This window comes from Salinibacterium sp. CAN_S4 (assembly GCF_015752305.1).
Lineage (GTDB): Bacteria > Actinomycetota > Actinomycetes > Actinomycetales > Microbacteriaceae > Rhodoglobus.
This window is the reverse complement of sequence record NZ_JADOVB010000001.1, coordinates 427,898-448,186: the sequence shown is the minus strand read 5'-3', so window position 1 is coordinate 448,186 and position 20,289 is coordinate 427,898. Positions and strand designations below refer to the sequence as shown.

The 20,289-nt window shown below is 64.0% G+C and carries 18 protein-coding genes; 1 reads left to right on the top strand and 17 read right to left on the bottom strand.

Translation table 11 applies throughout. The features are described 5' to 3' along the window. Positions 1 to 3: 3 nt before the first annotated feature. Complete coding sequence (nrdR, locus tag IWX81_RS02245; RefSeq protein WP_199279641.1) at positions 4 to 483, bottom strand: transcriptional regulator NrdR; 480 nt, start codon at positions 481 to 483, stop codon at positions 4 to 6. A 25-nt stretch (positions 484 to 508) separates the two neighbouring features. Further along, positions 509 to 1,822 (bottom strand): histidinol dehydrogenase, encoded by a 1,314-nt coding sequence (gene hisD / locus IWX81_RS02240; RefSeq protein ID WP_199279640.1) that lies wholly within the window; start codon positions 1,820 to 1,822, stop codon positions 509 to 511. A 108-nt stretch (positions 1,823 to 1,930) separates the two neighbouring features. Here hisD and IWX81_RS02235 point away from each other — a divergent pair, with 108 nt between their 5' ends. Next, entirely contained in the window at positions 1,931 to 2,467 is a 537-nt protein-coding gene (locus IWX81_RS02235) for a flavin reductase family protein (RefSeq protein ID WP_199279639.1), read from the top strand. A gap of 11 nt (positions 2,468 to 2,478) precedes the next feature. Here the strand turns inward: IWX81_RS02235 and dnaE are convergent, their stop codons facing one another. The 15 genes from dnaE to IWX81_RS02160 form a co-directional block, all read right to left on the bottom strand. Then, positions 2,479 to 6,012 carry a DNA polymerase III subunit alpha gene (gene dnaE / locus IWX81_RS02230; protein ID WP_199279638.1) on the bottom strand — a complete coding sequence of 1,178 codons (3,534 nt, stop codon included), beginning with the start codon at positions 6,010 to 6,012 and terminating at the stop codon, positions 2,479 to 2,481. Between the two features lie 85 nt (positions 6,013 to 6,097). Beyond that, positions 6,098 to 7,018 (bottom strand): RluA family pseudouridine synthase, encoded by a 921-nt coding sequence (locus IWX81_RS02225; RefSeq protein ID WP_199279637.1) that lies wholly within the window; start codon positions 7,016 to 7,018, stop codon positions 6,098 to 6,100. 2 nt (positions 7,019 to 7,020) lie between these two features. Beyond that, positions 7,021 to 7,584, bottom strand: a complete 564-nt coding sequence (gene lspA / locus IWX81_RS02220) for a signal peptidase II (RefSeq protein ID WP_334592744.1) — start codon at positions 7,582 to 7,584, stop codon at positions 7,021 to 7,023. Between the two features lie 31 nt (positions 7,585 to 7,615). Continuing rightward, entirely contained in the window at positions 7,616 to 8,398 is a 783-nt protein-coding gene (locus tag IWX81_RS02215) for a DivIVA domain-containing protein (RefSeq protein WP_199279635.1), read from the bottom strand. 181 nt (positions 8,399 to 8,579) lie between these two features. Then, on the bottom strand, positions 8,580 to 8,885 hold the full coding sequence (locus tag IWX81_RS02210; RefSeq protein WP_334592740.1) for a YggT family protein: 306 nt from the start codon (positions 8,883 to 8,885) through the stop codon (positions 8,580 to 8,582). A gap of 9 nt (positions 8,886 to 8,894) precedes the next feature. After that, the gene (locus IWX81_RS02205) at positions 8,895 to 9,362 is read right to left on the bottom strand and encodes a cell division protein SepF (RefSeq protein WP_199279634.1); all 468 of its coding nucleotides are present in this window, start codon (positions 9,360 to 9,362) and stop codon (positions 8,895 to 8,897) included. A 36-nt stretch (positions 9,363 to 9,398) separates the two neighbouring features. Next, on the bottom strand, positions 9,399 to 10,073 hold the full coding sequence (locus IWX81_RS02200) for a YggS family pyridoxal phosphate-dependent enzyme (protein ID WP_199279633.1): 675 nt from the start codon (positions 10,071 to 10,073) through the stop codon (positions 9,399 to 9,401). 6 nt (positions 10,074 to 10,079) lie between these two features. After that, on the bottom strand, positions 10,080 to 11,240 hold the full coding sequence (ftsZ, locus tag IWX81_RS02195) for a cell division protein FtsZ (protein WP_199279632.1): 1,161 nt from the start codon (positions 11,238 to 11,240) through the stop codon (positions 10,080 to 10,082). 196 nt (positions 11,241 to 11,436) lie between these two features. Continuing rightward, on the bottom strand, positions 11,437 to 12,147 hold the full coding sequence (locus IWX81_RS02190; RefSeq protein ID WP_334592738.1) for an FtsQ-type POTRA domain-containing protein: 711 nt from the start codon (positions 12,145 to 12,147) through the stop codon (positions 11,437 to 11,439). 357 nt (positions 12,148 to 12,504) lie between these two features. After that, positions 12,505 to 13,905 carry a UDP-N-acetylmuramate--L-alanine ligase gene (murC, locus tag IWX81_RS02185; RefSeq protein WP_199279630.1) on the bottom strand — a complete coding sequence of 467 codons (1,401 nt, stop codon included), beginning with the start codon at positions 13,903 to 13,905 and terminating at the stop codon, positions 12,505 to 12,507. Positions 13,906 to 13,929: 24 nt separating this feature from the next. Then, on the bottom strand, positions 13,930 to 15,009 hold the full coding sequence (locus IWX81_RS02180) for a UDP-N-acetylglucosamine--N-acetylmuramyl-(pentapeptide) pyrophosphoryl-undecaprenol N-acetylglucosamine transferase (protein WP_199279629.1): 1,080 nt from the start codon (positions 15,007 to 15,009) through the stop codon (positions 13,930 to 13,932). After that, a complete protein-coding gene (ftsW, locus tag IWX81_RS02175; protein WP_199279628.1) occupies positions 15,006 to 16,286 on the bottom strand; it encodes a putative lipid II flippase FtsW in 1,281 nt (426 codons plus the stop codon). The genes IWX81_RS02180 and ftsW overlap by 4 nt, the downstream gene beginning before the upstream one ends. Beyond that, positions 16,240 to 17,787, bottom strand: a complete 1,548-nt coding sequence (gene murD, locus IWX81_RS02170) for a UDP-N-acetylmuramoyl-L-alanine--D-glutamate ligase (RefSeq protein WP_199279627.1) — start codon at positions 17,785 to 17,787, stop codon at positions 16,240 to 16,242. Before murD ends, ftsW begins: the two co-directional genes overlap by 47 nt. Further along, entirely contained in the window at positions 17,772 to 18,866 is a 1,095-nt protein-coding gene (gene mraY, locus IWX81_RS02165; RefSeq protein WP_199279626.1) for a phospho-N-acetylmuramoyl-pentapeptide-transferase, read from the bottom strand. Before mraY ends, murD begins: the two co-directional genes overlap by 16 nt. Next, positions 18,863 to 20,266: a UDP-N-acetylmuramoyl-tripeptide--D-alanyl-D-alanine ligase gene (locus IWX81_RS02160; protein WP_199279625.1), complete on the bottom strand. Its 1,404-nt coding sequence runs from the start codon at positions 20,264 to 20,266 to the stop codon at positions 18,863 to 18,865. The genes mraY and IWX81_RS02160 overlap by 4 nt, the downstream gene beginning before the upstream one ends. Positions 20,267 to 20,289: the final 23 nt, after the last annotated feature.

Below are 20,289 nucleotides of genomic sequence, written 5' to 3'. Positions count from 1 at the left end.
GGGTCAGTCTGTCGCCGCGGCCCGGGCAGTGTCCGAGGCGTGGTCGATCCTCAGCTGCGCGATCGCTGCCTCGAAATCGTCGAGCGAATCGAAAGCCTGGTACACACTGGCGAACCGCAGGTAGGCCACTTCATCCAGTTCCCGAAGCGGAGTCAGGATCGACAGGCCGATGTCATTCGCATCGACCTGGGCCGCCCCGGTAGCCCTGATGCTCTCTTCGACGCGCTGCGCCAGCACGGCGAGATCGGTGTCAGTAACCGGCCTGCCCTGGCAGGCCTTGCGCACGCCGGAGACGATCTTCTCCCTGCTGAACAGTTCCACGACGCCGTTGCGCTTGATCACACTCAGCGATGCAGTCTCTGTCGTCGAAAACCGCCGGCCGCATTCCGGGCACTGGCGGCGTCGGCGGATCGAGAGACCGTCGTCGCTGGTCCTGGAATCGATGACGCGGCTGTCGGGATGACGGCAGAAGGGGCAGAACATGGTGGGGCGAGTCTATCGGCTGGCGTCAGGAGCGGTCTTCGAACCGAGCGCTGACGGCCGCACCGTGGGCAGGCAGGTCTTCGGCTTCACTCAAAGCCACGATCAGCGAACTCACGCGCTGCAGCGCAGAACGGTCGTAGTTGATGACCTGCTGGGGGCGCAGGAAGGTGTATGCGCCCAGTCCCGATGCGAATCTCGACTGGCCACCGGTCGGAAGCACGTGATTCGATCCCGCGAGGTAGTCCCCGAGGCTGACCGGAGAATGCGCGCCGAGGAAGATAGCCCCTGCGCTCTCGATCATGTCGAGCACGGCGCCGGGTTCGGCCGTCTGGATCTCGAGGTGCTCCGGGCCGTAGGCATTGCTGAAGGCTGCGGCCGCGGCCATGTCTGAGACGAGCACGACTGCCGATTGCACTCCGTCGACGGCGATACGGACCCTGGCGCTGTGGTTCGTGGCTGCCACGAGCCGTTCCACCTCGGTCGATACCGCGTCAGCGAGCTCGGGCGAGTCGGTCACCAGCACGACGGCGGCAAGCTCATCGTGCTCGGCCTGGGAAATGAGGTCGGTGGCGACCAGATAGGCGTCGGCCGTGGCATCCGCGATCACGAGGATCTCGGTGGGGCCGGCTTCCGAATCGATACCCACAGTGCCGCGGACCAGTCGCTTGGCCGCTGCGACATAGACGTTTCCGGGGCCGGTGATGATCTCCACGGGATCGAGCCCGAGGCTGGGAACCCCGTACGCAAGGGCGCCGATCGCTCCGGCCCCACCCATGGCGTAGACCTCGTCGATGCCGAGGATTCCCGCCGCGGCGAGGATGGTCGGGTGCACGGATCCGCCGAACTCCCGTTGCGGCGGAGACGCGATGGCTACAGACGAAACCCCGGCGACCTGCGCAGGAACAACATTCATGACGACGCTCGACGGGTAGACGGCCTTACCACCGGGAACGTACAGCCCCACGCGGTTCACGGGCTGCCAGCGCTGGATGACCTGCGCGCCGGGCCCGAGTTCTGTGACCGTGCTCTTCGGCACCTGGGCCTGCGTGGCCTGGCGTACTCGGGCGATGGCCGTCTCGAGTGCTTCGCGAACGGCAGAATCCAGCGACCTGACGGCCCGGTTCACCTCGTCTGCGTGAATGCGGATCCGCTCCGGTCGCACGCCATCGAGGCGCTCGGCCTGCTCGATGAGTGCATCTTCGCCGCGCTCGCGCACGTCGGAGATGAGCTGGGCGGCGACCGCGGAAGCCGCGGAGACGTCGGTGACCGCACGAGGAACTACTCGCGCGAGATCGGCTTGGCTGGAGGGGAGATCACGCAGATCTATGGTGTGCATCATGGCCGTTCAATGTTAGTTGGCCCAACTGGGAGCCACGTGCGCTTTGGCGTCTCATGACCGCCGTCGTCGAAGGAATACTCGGAGGTGGAGGATGATTGACCACACAGTATGAACGAGACAACGTCACCTCCTCCCGCGTCAGGCGACGGCCACGACATCCCCGTCGACGGCCTTGACGCCTTCAAGCGAGCGTTCCGCCGCCACGCTGCCGGCGTTGCGGTGGTCACCGCCGTGATGCCCGATGGATCACCGGCAGGCTTCACGGCAACGTCCCTGGCCTCGCTATCGGCAGTTCCGCCCATGGCCACGTTCAACATGGCACAGGTGTCGAGTTCGTGGCCAGCGATGACGGTGGGAAATCACGTGGTGATCCACACGCTCGGGCCTCGCTCGCGTCACCAGGCAGAACGCATGGCGGCGGACCACGCCGTCAGGTTCGTCGGAGAGCACTGGCACGAAGGCCCCCACGGGGTGCCGATACTCGAGGACGTGACCGCGTGGATGCTCGGGACCATCGTCGAGGTGCATCCTGTTCGCAACAACGCCGTGATCGTCGTACAGATCGAAGACGGTTCACTCGGCGCCGAGGATGACGCACTGCTGTACCACGAGCGCCGCTACTTCAAACCCGGCGAGACCGCGTAGCGATCGAACGCCTACGTGAGACAGTTCGGGCCGAGCAGGGTCTTGAGCTCTCCGTACAGGTCGGCAGAGACCGTCACGGGATACGGGATCTCGAACACCCGGGCCGTGTCTCCACGGATGAGCTTCAGCCGCACCTCGTTTGCGCCGGAGTGACGAATCAACACGTCGTTGAGCGCCGTCACGATCTCCGTCGTCGCCCTCGTCTCCTGCACCGCGATCACGATCGGACCCGACCCGAGGCTGGAACCGGTGTCAGGCACGAACATGCTCACCGCGTGCAGGTTCATGCCGTCGTCACGAACGCTCACTCGCCCGCGTACGACGACGATGGCGTCGTTCGTGAGCCCCGGTGAGAACTCCTGGTAGGTCTTGCCCAGGAACATGACGCTGATCTCGCCAGCGAAATCCTCGACTGTGATGATGCCGTACTGGTTGCCGCTGTTCCTGGCGACGCGATGCTGCACGCTGGTGATGAGCCCGGCGATGGTCACATGCTCGCCATCGCCAGCGACATCGCCGCCCATGATCTCGGTAATGGATGCCGTCTGGTGCTTCGCGAGGGCGATTTCGAGCCCGGCAAGCGGATGATCCGAGACGTACAGACCGAGCATCTCGCGCTCGAAGGCCAGCTTGTCGCGCTTGGCCCACTCCGGGCGGTCGGGAACGTGCTCGGCTTGCTCCGGCTCGTCCCACAGGCTGTCGAAGTCGAAACCAACCTGCCCGTTCGCCTCTGCGCGCTTCTCGCTTGCTGCTCCATCGACAGCCGATTCGTGGATCTCCACGAGCGCCCGCCGCGTGGCTCCGAGCGAGTCGAACGCCCCGGCCTTGATCAGGGACTCGACAGTGCGCTTATTCGCCACCTGCAGGGGGACCTTGCGCAGGAAGTCGTGGAACGACGTGAAACGTCCCTTCTCCGTGCGGGCCTTCGAGATCGCCTCGACCACGTTGAATCCGACGTTACGCACGGCTCCGAGACCGAACCTCACGTCCCCCCTCGTGCCCTCTGCCGGCACCGCGGTGAAGTCGACCGACGATTCGTTGACGTCGGGGGCGAGCACTTTGATACCCATGCGACGGCACTCGCTCAGGTACATTCCGAGCTTGTCCTTCGAGTCACCGACGCTGGTGAGCAGGGCCGCCATGTACTCGGCTGGGTGGTTCGCCTTGAGGTAGGCGGTCCAGTAGCTCAGCACGCCGTATCCGGCGCTGTGGGCCTTGTTGAACGCGTAATCGGCAAACGGCATGAGGGTCTCCCACAACACCTTCACCGCCTGCTTGCTGTAGCCATTGGCGACCATGCCGCCCTCGAAGTCAGCGAATTGCTTGTCGAGCTCGCTCTTCTTCTTCTTGCCCATCGCGCGCCGGAGAACGTCGGCCTGCCCGAGCGAGAAGCCGGCGACCTTCTGCGCGACCGACATCACCTGCTCCTGGTAGACGATCAGACCGAACGTGGTGCCGAGGATGTCACGCAGGGGCTCTTCGAGTTCGGGATGGATGGCGTCGATCGTCTGAAGGTCATTTTTGCGCAGCGCATAGTTCGTGTGCGAGTTCATACCCATGGGACCGGGTCGATACAGCGCGATGACAGCCGAGATGTCTTCGAAGTTCGTGGGTTTCAGTTGCTTGAGCAGCGCGCGCATGGCACCGCCATCCAACTGGAAGACGCCGAGAGTGTCACCGCGGGCGAGCAGGTCGTAGGTCGCCTGGTCCGCGTCGAGATCGAGATCCTCGATGACGAGCCGCGTGCCGGTGTTGGCCTCGATCATGCGAAGGGCATCCTCGATGACCGTGAGGTTGCGCAGACCCAGGAAGTCCATCTTGATCAGGCCGAGCGACTCGAGCGGCGGCTGGTCGAACTGGGTGATGATCGCGCCGTCGTCCTCGCGCTTCATGATGGGAAGCACATCGAGCAGCGGCTCCGCAGACATGATCACGCCGGCAGCGTGCACGCCCCACTGGCGCTTGAGGTTCTCGATGCCCTTCGCCGTCTCGAATACCCTGGCGGCCTCGCCATCCGTCTCGATGAGAGCCCGGATGTCCCCTGCCTCTTTATAGCGATCGGCGTCCTTGTTGTGGATGTCGCCGAGGGGCATGTCCTTGCCCATCACGGGCGGCGGCATCGCCTTGGTGAGCTTCTCCCCCACCGAGTACGGCATTCCCAGCACTCGTGACGAGTCCTTGAGCGCCTGCTTGGCCTTGATCGTGCCGTAGGTGACGATCTGGGCGACGCGGTCGTCACCGTACTTCTCCGTGACGTACCGGATGACCTCGCCACGGCGACGGTCGTCGAAGTCGACGTCCACGTCGGGCATCGACACGCGCTCGGGGTTGAGGAATCGCTCGAAGATGAGTCCGTGGGCGATCGGGTCGAGTTCGGTGATCCCCATCGCGTACGACGCCATGGAACCGGCAGCTGAACCTCGACCGGGACCGACACGGATGCCCTGTGCCTTGGCCCAGGCGATGAAGTCGGCGACGACCAGGAAGTAGCCGGGGAACCCCATCTGCTTGATGACATCGACTTCGTATTTCGCCTGAGCGAGGTGAGCTTCGGATGGCGCGTCCTTGAACCGGCGCATCATCCCTACAGCGACCTCTTTCTCGAACCAGCTCGCCTCGGTCTCGCCCTCGGGGACGGGGAATCGGGGCATGAGATCGCGGTGCTCGAAGTTGACCTCGCAGCGCTCCGCGATGAGCAGAGTGTTGTCGCAGGCCTCGGGGTAGTCGCGGAAGAGGTGCCGCATCTGTGCTGCGCTCTTGAGGTAGAACTCGTCTGAATCGAACTTGAAGCGGTTGGGATCGTCGAGCGTCGACGCCGATTGCACGCACAGCAGGGCGGCATGCGCCGTGGAATCGTGAGCGTGGGTGTAGTGCAGGTCGTTCGTGGCGACGAGGGGCAGGTCGAGCTCTTTCGCGAGACGCAACAGGTCGTTCATCGTGCGCTTCTCGATGTCGATGCCGTGATCCATGATCTCGGCGTAGAAATTGCCGGCGCCGAAGATGTCGCGGAAGTCGGATGCCGCCTGCCGCGCCTCCTCGTACTGACCGAGTCTCAGGCGCGTCTGCACCTCGCCACCGACGCACCCGGTCGTGGCGATGATGCCCTTGCCGTACTGACTGAGCAGTTCGCGGTCCATCCGCGGCTTGAAGTAGAAGCCCTCGATGGAGGCCAGCGACGACAGCCTGAAGAGGTTGTGCATGCCCTCGTTGTTCTCGGAGAGCAGCGTCATGTGGGTGTACGAGCCTGAACCGCCGACGTCATCCTGGTTCTGGTGGTTCTGCCCCCAGCGGATGCGGGTCTTCTCCTGCCGGGGTGTGCCCGGTGTGATGTAGGCCTCTGTGCCGATGATCGGCTTGATGCCGTTGGCCGTAGCCTGCTTCCAGAACTCGTAAGCACCGAACATGTTGCCGTGGTCGGTTACGGCGATGGCGGGCATCTTCTCGTTTGCCGCGGCCTCCATGAGGGGCCCGATCCTGGCCGCGCCGTCCAGCATCGAATACTCGCTGTGCACATGAAGGTGCACGAAGGAATCGCTGGATGCCACTGGTTCTCTTCACTTGCTCGAGGGGGTGGAACCACCATAAGCCCGCCTCGGCGGGGCGAAAAACTGACGCGCCCGGGTTGGCTATCTAGTCGGCTCGAAGCACCTCAAGTGCGTGTTGAAGGTCGGTCGGATACGGGCTCTGGAACTCGACGGGCTCGCGCGTTGCCGGGTGCTCGAAGCCCAGGCGCTTGGCATGCAGCCATTGCCTGCTGAGCCCGAGTTTCGCTGAGATCGTGGGGTCTGCGCCGTACATCGTGTCACCGACGCAGGGGTGCCGCTGGGCCGCCATGTGCACCCGGATCTGATGGGTCCGCCCAGTCTCGAGCTCGATCTCGAGGAGGGATGCAGACGGGAACGCTTCGAGGGTCTCGTAGTGGGTCACACTCGACTTGCCGTCGGCGGTGATGGCGAATTTCCAGCTCGCTCCGGGGTGGCGACCGATGGGTGCATCGATGGTGCCCGTGAGGGGATCGGGATGCCCCTGCACGACGGCGTGATAGATCTTGTGCACTTCGCGATCATGAAACGCCCGCTTGAGTGCCGTGTACGCGGACTCCGTCTTCGCGACGACCATCAGTCCACTGGTCCCGACATCGAGCCTGTGGACGATTCCCGCTCGCTCAGCCGCACCGGAGGTCGCGATCCGGAATCCAGCTCCCGCCAGCGCGCCGAGTACAGTCGGCCCGTCCCACCCCACGGAGGGATGTGCCGCCACTCCGGCCGGCTTGTCGACCACGACAATGTCGTCATCGTCCCAGACGATCCCGAGATCCTCCACGATGATCGGAATGATGGATGGCTCGACCTTCGACTTCCAGGTGACCTCGAGCCAGCCTCCGGACACCAGCCGATCCGACTTTGCCAGTACACGGCCGTCGAGCTGCACCCCGCCGAGTTCAGCGACCTCGGCCGCGAAAGTTCGCGAGAACCCGAGGAGCTTGGCTATGGCGGAATCCACCCGCTCGCCGGCGAGCCCATCCGGAACGGGAAGACTGCGGGATTCCACGGTCAGCCCTGGTCCGTCGGTGTCGCGGAATCCGCTGCCGGTCGATCCTGGGACGCGCCCGTAAGCGGTTTCCCTTCCTTCGGGGTGCGTTTTCCGTCGAGCCCGACTCCGCGAATCGTCAGCAGGATGAAAAGGCCCATGCTCGACACAATGGCCACGTCGGCGACATTGAAGATGGCGGGGAAGCCGTACACCTGCAGGAAGTCGACGACATGACCCACGCCGAATCCCGGAGGCCTGGTCAATCGATCCGTGAGGTTGCCCAGGTTCCCGCCTAGCAGCATCCCGAACAACACCGCCCAGGCGGTCGAGCGGATGCGCCGCGCGAAGAAGACGATGAAGATCGCCACGAGTGCGGCGATGATGGCGAAGACCCAGGTGGAGCCTGAACCGAGGGAGAACGCAGCCCCAGGGTTCTCGACGTACCTGAACTGGAGCAGTTGACCGAGGACATCGACGGGCTCTCCGAGGGGGAGGTTGTCGACGACGAGGATCTTGCTGACCCGGTCGACGGAATACGCGAACACAGCAACAACGGCCAGTATCGCGAGGGCGCTCCTGCTCACCCCGCGATTACCGGCCGTTGTCTGCTGTGATTCAGTTTCCGGCAAAACCTGGGAAGTTCGCGGGAGGCTGCGTGCCATCCTGTGCCTGGTGGTCCGCACCGGCCGACGCGTCGGCGAACTCGGGAGCGTCCGACGCCGGAGCATCGACGAAGGCGCTCGAAGCACCCTGCGACGACGTCAGGACGTTGGCATCGTTGTCAAGCTCACGCAACTGGCCCTCGATGTAGCCCTTGAGCTTCTGGCGGTACTCGCGCTCGAAGTTGCGGAGCTCATCGACGCGGTGCTCGAGCTTCTGGCGCTCCTGGTCGAGGATCTCGATCTGGGCGCGGTGACCGCTCTCGGACTCTTCGACGATCCTGGCCGCGGTGGCGTGTCCTTCGGCGATGAGCGCATCACGCTTCTCGACGCCCTCACGGACGTGCTCTTCGTGCAGTCGGCGAGCGAGCTGCAGCAGGTTGTTGGTGCCACCGGTGTCTGAGGTGTCCATCGATGAGGCGGGTGCTGGCGCCTGCTGGACCGCCACAGGGGCAGAGGCAGCAACGGGAGCCGGCTCGATGACCGCTGGCTCCGGCTGCTGGACGAAGCTCGGAGCGGCCTGGACCGGGGCGGCCTGGGCGCCGGAGCGCTGCAGGTCGTTGATGCGGGAGTCGCTGGCGATGAGTCGCTGGCGCAGCTCCTCGTTCTCCTGGTTGAGTCGACGCAACTCGACGACTACCTCGTCGAGGAAGTCATCGACTTCGTCCTGGTCGTATCCCTCACGGAACTTCGTCGGTTGGAACCTTTTGTTCACAACGTCTTCAGGAGTTAAAGCCATCGCCGCCACCTCACACTCTTTCTTGTTGTTCTCGAGACGTTCAACGTCTACGTGAAATTGAGCCAACGCACGTTATTCTACGCACTGTGGTCATGTGGAACCCACGTCTTGTCCACGCGGTGTTACAGAATTCCTTATCCACAGTACAACGACATACTCGGCAGGAGAATCACCGCAGTGATCAGATGAATCCGCCGACGATCGAATTGAGGATGATCGCCGCCAGCATCACGATGCTCCACGAGAAGTCGATGGCCGCACCACCGATACGCAGCGGAGGAACTCCTCGTCTCACCAGCTTGATCGGTGGATCCGTAACCACGAAGACCGCCTCGGCGATCACGAGCAGGAAGCCCTGAGGCCTCCAGCGGCGCGCAAACGTTCGGGCGAGATCGAGAATGAATCTGCCCCACATCATGACGATGAAGATCGACAGAGCCACCGTGATGACCACGGCGATGATGGAGACGGGTGAAACTGTTGTCACCCTGACAGTTTACTGCTGCGCGAAGAACGACGCGTCCACGTCGGACTCGGGCTCAGCGTGGTCACCACTGACGGCCACGTGAGCCGGTGACAGCAGGAAGACCTTGCTCGTCACACGCTCGATCTTGCCATAGAGGCCCTGCGACAGGCCACTGGCGAAGTCGATGAGGCGACGGGCATCCTGCTCACTCATCTGGGAGAGGTTGATGATGACCGGGATGCCCTCGCGGAAGTTCTCGGCGATGACCTGCGCGTCCTTGTACTGGCGCGGGTGGACTGTCAGGATCTCGTTCATCTCGGTAACCGCCGGTCGGGCGCTGCCGGAGCGACGCATGGGTGTGACCGGCGCGCGATTAGCCGCCGGAGTCGGGGTGTGGTGGGCAACCGGCGCGACCGGAGCAGACGGGGCCTGCTCGTAGTCGTAGTCCTCATCCGCGAGGCCCAGGTAGACCATGGTCTTGCGCAGTGGATTTGCCATTTTATTCCTCCGAGTGGTGAAGCTTGTAGATCGAGATTAACCGGCAGTGGGCCGATTACCCGTGATTGCCGTGCCGATGCGCAGGTGTGTCGCGCCTTCGAGTATCGCTTCGCGGTAGTCACCCGACATGCCTATAGACAGGGCGTCTGCCCGCGGCGCAATCGATCTGAGCCGTTCCGACAGTTCCCTGACGGTGGCGAACGCCTGCCGTGGTTCGCGGCCCAGTGGCGCCACCGCCATGAGTCCTCTGAGTTCGAGTCCTTCCGCGTCGAGCACGTGCTCGGCAAGCTGATGGATTCCCTCGGGATCGACACCGCCGCGGCCAGGATCATCAGTCAGGTTCACCTGGATGAACACGTCGAGAGTGTTGCCGGCGAGAGCAGCAGCCAGCGAATCCCGATCCATCGAGTGGACTACATCCACATAGCCTGCGACCTGTCGAGCCTTCTTCGACTGTAACTGACCGATGAAATGCCAGGTCGCATCGAGCTCTGACAGCTCCGCGACTTTGGGCTGGGCCTCCTGGTGGCGGGACTCTCCGAAATCCCGTACACCCAGGTCGTGCAGTTCCCGCACCATGGATGCAGGATGGAACTTGGTGACGACGATGGTCGTCACCTCGGCGACATCCCGGTCAGCCTCGCGTGCGGCATCCGCGACGCCCGACCGCACAGCATCGAGCCGTTCGGCCAGCGACGCCGTTGCAGTCATGGATGTCTACTTGAGGAAATCGGGGATGTCGAGGTCTGAATCGTCATCATCGAAGCTGCGATCGACCGGCGCCGCGCGTACCAGGCTCGGCTCCGGCGACCATGGCTGCGTTTCTGCCAGCGGCGGCTTGACCTCGGGTGACTCGACGGTGGCGCCAGTGGCGCCGTCTTCGGGGATCACATAGTTCGTGCGCCTGACCTCGCCGGGCTTTACCTGAGGAGTGCCTCCGTCGAATCCGGCGGCGATGACTGTCACACGCACCTCGTCTCCGAGGGTGTCGTCGATGACCGCACCGAAGATGATGTTCGCCTCGGGATGCACGGCCTCCTGCACGAGCCTGGCCGCGTCGTTGATCTCGAAGATTCCCAGGTTCGAGCCGCCCTGGATCGACAGCAACACCCCGTGAGCTCCCTCGATGGACGCCTCGAGGAGTGGGGAAGCCACAGCGAGTTCGGCTGCCTTGATGGCGCGATCTGCACCCCGGGCGGAACCGATGCCCATGAGCGCGGAACCGGCCCCCTGCATGACCGACTTGACGTCGGCGAAGTCGAGGTTGATCAGCCCGGGCGTGGTGATCAGGTCGGTGATGCCCTGCACACCGGCGAGCAGGACCTGGTCTGCTGTGGCGAATGCTTCGAGCATGCTGATGCCGCGATCGCTGATCTCGAGCAACCGGTCATTCGGCACGACAATGAGCGTGTCGACCTCGTTCTTGAGGTTCTCGACACCGATTTCGGCCTGGGATGAACGACGCTTACCCTCGAATCCGAAGGGCTTGGTGACCACACCGATCGTCAGGGCGCCGATCGATTTCGCGATCCGTGCAACCACAGGCGCGCCACCGGTACCGGTTCCGCCGCCCTCGCCGGCGGTGACGAAGACCATGTCGGCCCCTGCCAGCGCTTCTTCGATCTCTTCGGCGTGGTCCTCGGCGGCACGACGGCCGACTTCGGGGTCAGCGCCTGCGCCGAGCCCGCGGGTCAGTTCGCGACCGACATCGAGCTTGACGTCGGCGTCGCTCATCAACAGCGCCTGAGCATCCGTATTGATGGCGATGAATTCGACGCCACGAAGGCCGAGCTCGATCATGCGGTTGACGGCGTTCACTCCGCCACCGCCGATGCCTACTACCTTGATTACCGCTAGGTAGTTCTGGTTTGATGTCACGTTCCGGCCTCCACTGCCCCTGCGCTGCACACTCTGCCCGTTGCAGACTCTAAACCTCTAGTTGAGGTGTAAAGTTATGCTCAGTATGCATTTCCTGTGTTGAGAGTAGGTCGACCACGAGCGCAGACAGCGCAACGGTTCCAGCGTGTCGCATGTACACGCCCGAATGGCGCGCCGCGGGCTCGAATCGACGGAGTCAGCTCGGTCGGAAGATCCCGTTGCCGGGCGCAGACACGTCGAACACTCCGGGCTGATTGGGATCGGTGAGCCCGATCAGGGCCTTCAACAGGGTGGCTTTACGCGCCGAATCATCGGCACTGCCCCACGTGACTCCCTGCCCGACTCCCGTGAGCACGAGGGAAACGTCATCCTGGGTGGTCGCGGTAACACTGTCGACCTGTGCGAGCGTCTCGGGCGGAAGCGCCAGCAACACCGCCACCATCGACGAGAAAGCGGGTCCTGTGAGGTCGCCACCGGGAACGTTGAGGATGGGTATTCCGGCGATCCGTTCCGCGGACTGCTGCAGCACGATTCCCGCCGGGTCGACGAGTTCGTAGATCTCGCCGACCTTCACCGAGCCGACAGGCGCACGCTCGGTGATGTGGATGCGAAGAGTATCTGGCGGGACTATTTCGGTCACATAGCTACGAATCAACGGAAACACCGTGAGGTCGGTGGTGATCGAGTCATAGTCGAGAAGGGCGAGCGGCGTGCCGAGTTGCCCGTCGACCGCGATTTGCACTTCGGCGGCGTCGATGCGGGATGTTCCATCTACCGTGATCGTGCGAAGGGCGAGGATCGGCGAATAGACGGCCGCGAAAATGAGACCGATCACCGTTGCGAGGAGCCCGCCTGTCACGGCGACCCCGATCTTGCGGTTGCGGGCTCGACGCGTGAAGCGCCGCACCTCCGCTCGTTCGAACCTGCGTCGCTCGCGAGCTGCGCGTCGCATCTCAGCCCGGGTCGACGCATCCGGCCTCGACGCACGCCGGGACGCACCGCGAGTCAACCGGGGTGAACGCCCTGGCCGGCTCGGCTTCGACGGTGTCCCCGCCGACTCCTGAGCGAACAGGGGCGATGCGATCGGGGCCGGTGCGACCATCGGAGAGTCGGCCGACGGCACCCGGCCGACCGCTGCCGGACGCTGGGTCGTCGGCTTCGACGTCGGCTTCGGCTTCGCTGAAGGTCGTGACGACGAGAGCTTCGGTCGCCGGGGTGGTGGATCGCTGGGCTTCGGATCGAAGCCGTCGGGGCGTTTCACCGGCTAGCTCCGCCCGATGGCGTCGAGCGACGACAACAGCTGAGGAACGATGCGGTACACGTCTCCGCAACTCAGCGTCATGATGAGGTCGCCGTCCTGCGCGATCTCGGCGGCCCGGTCTGCGGCCTGCTGCCAGTCCGGCAGGTAATCCACCCTGCCCTGGTCGGCAAAAAGCTTGGTCACCGTGGCTCCCGTGACCCCCGGGATCGGATCTTCCCTCGCACCGAACACGTCGAGAACGATGGTGTGGTCGGCGAGCTTTTCGTAGGCCTCAGCAAACTCTCCGGCCATGTCGCGAGTTCGGCTGTAGAGATGAGGCTGGTGCACGGCGATGATCCTGCCCGCACCCACCACGCTGCGCGCTGCTGCGAGAGCGGCGGCGACCTCGGTGGGATGGTGAGCGTAGTCGTCGTACACGCTCACGCCGCGCACGGTGCCGTGGAGCTCGAATCGACGCTCGGTGCCGGCGAATGTGGCGATGCCGTCGAGGGAACGTGTGGGGTCATAACCAAGCCCGACGAGCACGGCGAACGCTCCTGCCGCGTTCAGCGCGTTGTGGTGACCGGGAACGGTGAGGGTGGCGGAGTAATCCTGCCCCTGCCACGAGATCCGGAACGACACAGGACCGTCCGTGACCACGGAGTGCAGCCGTACATCTGCCGCGGCATCCTCACCGAAGGTCAGGACTCTGTGGTGGTCGAGCATGCCCGTCACGCGCACGGCGCCCGGGTCATCGCTGGATACCACGACGAGTTCTTTGGCGCGCTCGGCGAACGTCACGAAGGCCGCGTCGAACGCGTCATGGCTACCGTAGTGATCCAGGTGATCGGCGTCGACGTTGGTGATGAGCGCCACCGCGGTGTCGTACAACAGGAAAGATCCGTCGGATTCGTCGGCCTCCACGACGAAGAGCTCACCCTCACCGAACGACGAGCTGACACCGAGAGACTGGATCACTCCCCCGTTCACGAAGCTCGGCGCGGCATCGAGAGCGAGCAGTGCCGTGATGATCATGCCGGTGGATGTGGTCTTGCCGTGGGCACCGGCCACGGAGACGAGCCGCTTGTGGTTGATCAGCCAGGCCAGCGCCTGCGAGCGGTGCAACACCGGAATTCCGCGCCGAACCGCCTCGAGGTACTCGGGATTATCCGGCCAGAGAGCGCCGGTGTAGACAAGGGCATCCGCTGCACCGACGTGGGAAGCGTCGTGACCGATGAATACCGTCGCGCCCAGGTCACGCAGGTTCTCGGTGTTGTGGTTCTCCGAGCGGTCTGACCCTGACACTGCGTGACCCGCGGATAGGAAAAGCCTGGCGATACCGCTCATCCCGCTACCGCCGATGCCCGTGAAGTGCACGGCCCCCAGTTCTGTGGGCAAGGGCATGGTGAGGTCAGGATGGATCATTGGCCTGATTTTACCCCGTCGACGCTATTTGGACGCGAGGGCGCGGCCGATGAGTTCGACCATCCTGTCTGTGCCGTCGAGCGCGCCGGTGGTTGCCATCCGAACCGCCATCTCGGCGATGGTCGCCCGGTCCCGAAGCAACGGCACGAGCTGTTCGGCGACCCATTCTTGGGTGAAGGCGGAATCGGAGACGACGACGGCACCGCCAGCGGCAACCGGACCGCGGGCGTTGAGTCGCTGCTCACCATTGCCCACCGGATACGGAACGAACACGGCAGGAATGCCGAGTGCCGCCGCTTCGGCGACGGTGGAGGTGCCCGAGCGTCCCAGTGCGAGGTCGGCGACCCCGAGGGCTAGGTCCATTCGGTCCATATACTTCACGACGACATAGCCGGCGAGCTTCGGATCGGGCAGGGCATCGCGGTACTCCCCCGTGACGTGGATGACCTGCCACCCTGCACCGAGAACGAGCGTGACGGACTCCGACATGGTTTCGTTGATGCTTCGGGCTCCCGACGATCCGCCCGTCACCAGCAGCGTCGGCTTCGACGCGTCCAGCCCGAAGAATCGGATGCCCTCCCGCCGCGCCTCGAACCTGTCGAGCTGCTCGATCTCCCGTCGAAGTGGCATCCCGACGAACGTGCCGCCCCTGATCTTCGTGCCGTCGAACGCCACGCCAACGAAACCTGTGAACATCGCACCCAGACGGTTCGCCATGCCAGGTCGCGCATTGGCCTCGTGGATCACCAGGGGAATGTTCTCGGCCCTCGCCGCGAGGTAGGCGGGCGCGGATACGTAGCCACCGAACCCGACGACCACCTCCACCCCACGGTCGACGATGATCTGCCTGACGGCGTCGATCGTGCCTCGGAGAGCTCGCGGGAACTCGAGAGCTTTCGCGTCAGGACGTCGGGGCATGGGCACCCGATCGATCGTCAATAATTCGTAACCGCGCTCGGGAACGAGCCTGGCCTCGAGCCCTTCCTTGGTGCCCAGCACCAGGATGGTGGAGTCGGGTTCTCGTTCGCGAAGACGGTCGGCTACCGCGAGCAACGGATTGACATGGCCAGCGGTACCACCGCCAGCCAGAAGGTATGTGGTCATGCCCGCGAGCGTAGTCGCTGCGCGGCGAGCAGTCGCGAGCGTTCGGCAGGACTCTGCTCGACGGTCGGCTCCGGTGTCGTCGACGTCGTCCGAGCGAACGACAGCACGATTCCAATACCAAGCAGGTTAGCGATCAGCGCTGTTCCTCCCGCCGATATGAGGGGCAGCGGCACCCCGAGCACCGGCAAGACCCCCAACACCACGGCGATATTGACGAACGCCTGCCCGATGACCCAGACCATCACGCCCGACGTGACGATGCGGCCGAAACTGTCGGTGCTCGCGCGGATGATCCTCACGAACGCGATGGCGAGCACGACGAACAGCACCAGTACCACGATGGCCCCGATGAGTCCGAGTTCTTCCCCGATGATGGCGAAGATGTAGTCGCTGCTGGCGGCCGGCAACCAGTTCCACTTCGCCACCGAGTTGCCGAGCCCCTTGCCGAACCAGCCCCCGGCAGCGAGTGCCCAGTTGGCGTGCTCGGGTTGCCAGCAGTATCCCGAATAGTCCTCTGCGGTGCATCCGTTCAACCAGATCTCAATTCGCGAGGTCCTGGATGAGTTCGCCTTCGAGAAGAGGTACGCGAGAACCGCGATCGCCCCGGCGCCCACAGCGAGGAACCTCAGCTTCACGCCGCCAAAATAGAGAAGACCGAACAGGATGAGGATCATCACGGCAGCTGTTCCGAGGTCACCACCGATGAGCACGAAGCCGATCGCGGCTGCTGAGATGGGAGCGATCGGCAGCAAAACATGCCGCCAGTCGTCCAGCACGCTCTGCTTTGTGGAGAGGATCCACGCCACCCAGACGATGAGGGCGATCTTCACGAACTCCGAGGGCTGGGCGGTGAATCCACCGATGCCGATCCAGTTGCGGTTACCGCCGGAGACGATGCCGATACCGGGCACGAAGACGAGCAGTTGCAGCCCGCCACCCAGGAGAAGCGCCGGCCAGGCCCATTTTCTCCAGAAACCCGATGGCATCCGGGAAGCGACCAGCATGAGCGGGATCCCGATCACCGCGAAGAGACCCTGCCTCGCGAAGCGCCCGAAGAATCCCTGCTCGGCGATGTACGACTCGATCGTGGATGACGACAACACCATCACGAGCCCGAAGATGACGAGGAACAGGGTGACGCCGAGAAGCAGGAAATAGTTGCTGTTCTCTGCGGCGAAGATGCGGCGGAGCGGAATTCGAGCGCTGGACGGGCCCGGCCCTGACTGCGGGTTAGGGCGCCCCTGTGGGTGGGTGCGCTGAGGTCTGGTCGTCGTCATCTGCGCCACCTTCCAGGTAATCATTCACGGCTGCTGCGAACCGCTTGCCACGGTCGGCGTAATCGATGAACTGGTCCATCGATGCCGCAGCCGGCGCCATGAGAACCGTGTCACCGTTCACGGCGACGCCGGCAGCAGCTTTCACCGCTTGCGGCATCACCTCACCAGTTTCTGTTGCGAGCACTTCGAACACCGGCACCTGTGGCGCGTGTCGCGCTAATGCTTCAACCACAGGTTCACGGTTGAGACCGATCACGACGACCGCGCGCAGCCTGGCCGCGTGCGCTGCCACCAGCGCAGAAATGTCGACGCCCTTCAAGAGCCCACCCACAATCCACACCACGGACTCGAACGCACGAAGGGATGCGTCTGCAGCGTGGGAATTCGTCGCCTTGGAATCATCGATCCACGACACGCCATCCACCGTGGCGACGAGCTCGGTTCGATGGTGATCGATGGTGAACGTCGCCAGAGCGCTGGCGATGGCCTCCGCGCTGACACCGGCACACCGCGCCAGTGCGGACGCTGCCAGGACGTTGGCGAGCATGTGAGGGCTCGCGAGCCCGACAGCCGCGAGCTCACCGTGTGTGGTGAGCTCTATTGCGGAATTGTGGCGATCGTCATGGAACGCGCGATCGACGATGATGCCGTCGACCATTCCCAGGTCGCTCGGGCCCGGGGTGTCGAGTCCGAAACCGACGGCCCGGCAGCCATCGATGACGTCAGCCTCTTCGACCATGTGCATGGTGGCAACGTCGGCGCGGTTGTAAACGCAGGCGACCCTGGTGTTGAAGTACACGGTGGCCTTGGCATCCACGTAGGCGTCGCGGGAACCGTGCCAGTCGAGGTGGTCATCCGCGATATTGAGACAGACGCTCGCCAGGGGCGAGATCGCTCCGGGCCCGGAGCGGGGCATCCAGTGCAGCTGGAAGCTCGACAGTTCGACGACGATCACGTCGAAACCCTGGGGATCGCGGATCGCGTCGAGCACGGGAACACCGATATTTCCTGCGGGTACGGCACGAAGACCGCCCGCGACCAGCAGGTGCGTCGCGAGCTGCACCGTGGTCGTCTTGCCGTTCGTGCCCGTGACGGCGATCCATTCGGCAGGCGCACCCACCTTGTCGCGCAGACGCCACGCGAGTTCGATATCGCCCCAGATCGGGATGCCGCCGGCCGATGCCCAGGCGACGAGCGGGTGATCGAGACCGAAGCCGGGTGACACGATCACGAGTTCGGCGTCGAAGCCCGCGAGTTCTGCTGGAATCTCGTCGGTGCCGGAGTGTTCGACAAACTGTCCGCCAACCACGTCGAGCATCTGTCGACGCAGGTCTCCCGCAGATGCGGCGACGACGAGCACCTCAGCGCCCAGCTCGAGGAGGGTATCGGCAGCGGCAAAACCTGTAACGCCGAGGCCCAGCACCGCAACTTTGAGGCCACGCCAATCCGACGTCCAACTGGTGAGAGTGTCGAGATCGCGCACGGCTATCGGGTGACCCATTCGAGATAGAAGATGCCGACCCCGGCCGCCACGAAGAGCGAGGCGATGATCCAGAATCTGACCACCACGGTGATCTCGGCCCAGCCCTTGAGCTCGAAGTGATGGTGCAGAGGGCTCATGAGGAAGATGCGTTTGCCCTTCGTCACCTTGAAGTAGGCACGCTGCAGGATGACCGAGCCGGTGACCACGAGGAACAGCCCACCGATCAGCACGAGCAACAGTTCGGTACGAGAGAGGATCGCGAGGGCCGCAAGTGCTCCACCCAGGCCGAGTGAGCCGGTGTCGCCCATGAAAATCTGCGCCGGCGAGGTGTTGTACCAAAGGAATCCGACGAGACTGCCGACGATGGCTGCGGCGATCACGGCCAGGTCGAGGGGGTCGCGCACGGTGTAGCAGTAGGCGACATCGCCGGGCTCGAGGGCCGAGAAGCATGACTGATTGTTCTGCCAGAAACCGATGAAGATATAAGCCGAGAACGCGAAAATTGCCGCTCCGGTCGCAAGTCCATCTAAGCCATCCGCGACATTGACACCGTTCGACGCGCTCACGATGATGAGTGTCGACCACAGGGCGAAGGCGATTCCCCCTCCGATCAGGCCGAAGGTCGCAAAGTCGAGCCAGGGAATGTCACGCACCCCGGAGATCATGGTGGATGCCGGAGTCAGGCCATTCTCGTCGCGGAAGTTGAGCGCGATCGCGGCAAAAATCCCCGCGACGATCACCTGGCCCAGGACCTTGGACCATCCACCGAGGCCGAGGCTGCGCTGGTTGCGGGTCTTCAGGAAGTCGTCGAGGAATCCAACGGCGCCGAGACCGACCATCAGGAAGATCACGAGCATGCCGACGAGGGTCATGTCGACCCTGCCGACGATGTGCCCGACGACGTAACCGACTATCGACCCGAGGATGAAGATGATCCCACCCATGGTCGGCGTCCCACGTTTGGTGTGGTGCGCCTGTGGGCCGTCATCCCGGATGAACTGGCCCCACTTCAGACGATTGAAGAGCTTGATGAACAGGGGTGTCAGAAAAAGCGTGAAAACAAGGCCGGTTCCGCCGGCCACGAGCAGCGCGATCATGGCGTTATCCCGGCCAGCCTGTCGCCCAGAAACCGGAGACCGGCGGACTTGGACGACTTGACGAGCACGACGTCTCCCTTACGCAACTTGCCACTCAGCACGTCGTAGGCTTCGTCGATCGTGTCGACGAGAATCGACTCGCCATCCCACGACCCTTCGAGCCCTGCGGCGTTATGGATGTGGCGCGCGTTGTGACCGACGACCACGAGCTGCTTCACGTTCAGTCGCACGGCGAGCCTGCCCATGCGGTCGTGCTCTTCGTCGGCGAAGTCGCCGAGTTCGGCCATCTCCCCCAGCACGGCGAAGGACCGCCGCTCGGATCCGGTGATCTGGGCGAGAGTCTTCAGAGCCGCTGCCATGGAGTCGGGGCTGGCGTTGTACGCGTCGTTGATGACGACGATCCCCTCCGGACTCTCGATCAGCTCCATGCGCCAGCGCTCGGCCCTGGTCATGGCCTCGAGAGAGCGAACAGCGTCATCGACAGCGATGCCCAGCGCCCGGGCCGCCGTGATGGCCGCGAGGGCGTTCGTCACGTGGTGCTCCCCCAGGATGCGCAACTGCACAGGGTACGAGTGCCCATCGGCCTGGAGAGTGAAGGACGTGCCGTCGACTGTCGTGTCTACATCGATCGCCCTGACGTCGGCCGAGGCATCCAGCCCGAACCACGACACCTGGGCCGAGGTGACATCAGCCATGCGGCTGACACGTCCATCATCGGCATTCAGCACCGCACAGGCGGTCGGCTCGAGATCTCTGACCATTTCGGACTTCGCGAGCTGGGTCACCTCAGGGCTGCCGAACTTGCCGACGTGTGCTAGACCGACGGTCAGCACGATACCCACGTCAGGCTTCGCAATCGCGACGAGCTTCGTGATGTCGCCCACCGCATCCGCACCCATCTCGACGATGAGATAGCGAGTGGATGCCGTGATACCGAGCATCGAGATGGGCGCTCCCACCTCATTGTTGAACGATCCGAGCGGGGCGACGGTGCTGCCATGGTCGGCGAGAATGGCCCACAGCATGTTCTTCGTGGTCGTCTTGCCGTTGGATCCGGTCACGGCGACGACCTTGAGGTCACCGGTGGACCTCACTGCGGACACGACGGCGCCGGCGAGGGCGGACAGTGCCAGCACACCGTCGGCCACGACGATCTGCGGCACGGAAACCGACAGCTCCCGCTCGACGACGAGCAGCAGCGCCCCGGCGTCGATGGCCGCCTGGGCGAAGAGGTGACCATCGGACAGCTCACCGGGCAGGGCGAAGAAGATCGACCCCGGCGTGGCCTCCCGAGAGTCGGTGACGACGTCGCCGCCCACGACGAGCGACGCGGCATGTGATGGCCCCACGAGGGTGCCGTCGACGGCTGCGGCGATCTCATCGATTCGCAGGTCGATCATCGAACGACCCTGGTGTCGCTGTG

Bases quoted from the DNA above. Each gene is read 5' to 3' on its own strand.
- nrdR (WP_199279641.1), bottom strand. From the start codon at position 483: ATGTTCTGCCCCTTCTGCCGTCATCCCGACAGCCGCGTCATCGATTCC.
- hisD (WP_199279640.1), bottom strand. From the start codon at position 1,822: ATGATGCACACCATAGATCTGCGTGATCTCCCCTCCAGCCAAGCCGAT.
- IWX81_RS02235 (WP_199279639.1), top strand. From the start codon at position 1,931: ATGAACGAGACAACGTCACCTCCTCCCGCGTCAGGCGACGGCCACGAC.
- IWX81_RS02215 (WP_199279635.1), bottom strand. From the start codon at position 8,398: ATGGCTTTAACTCCTGAAGACGTTGTGAACAAAAGGTTCCAACCGACG.
- IWX81_RS02205 (WP_199279634.1), bottom strand. From the start codon at position 9,362: ATGGCAAATCCACTGCGCAAGACCATGGTCTACCTGGGCCTCGCGGAT.
- IWX81_RS02200 (WP_199279633.1), bottom strand. From the start codon at position 10,073: ATGACTGCAACGGCGTCGCTGGCCGAACGGCTCGATGCTGTGCGGTCG.
- murC (WP_199279630.1), bottom strand. From the start codon at position 13,905: ATGATCCATCCTGACCTCACCATGCCCTTGCCCACAGAACTGGGGGCC.
- IWX81_RS02180 (WP_199279629.1), bottom strand. From the start codon at position 15,009: ATGACCACATACCTTCTGGCTGGCGGTGGTACCGCTGGCCATGTCAAT.
- ftsW (WP_199279628.1), bottom strand. From the start codon at position 16,286: ATGACGACGACCAGACCTCAGCGCACCCACCCACAGGGGCGCCCTAAC.
- murD (WP_199279627.1), bottom strand. From the start codon at position 17,787: ATGGGTCACCCGATAGCCGTGCGCGATCTCGACACTCTCACCAGTTGG.
- mraY (WP_199279626.1), bottom strand. From the start codon at position 18,866: ATGATCGCGCTGCTCGTGGCCGGCGGAACCGGCCTTGTTTTCACGCTT.
- IWX81_RS02160 (WP_199279625.1), bottom strand. From the start codon at position 20,266: ATGATCGACCTGCGAATCGATGAGATCGCCGCAGCCGTCGACGGCACC.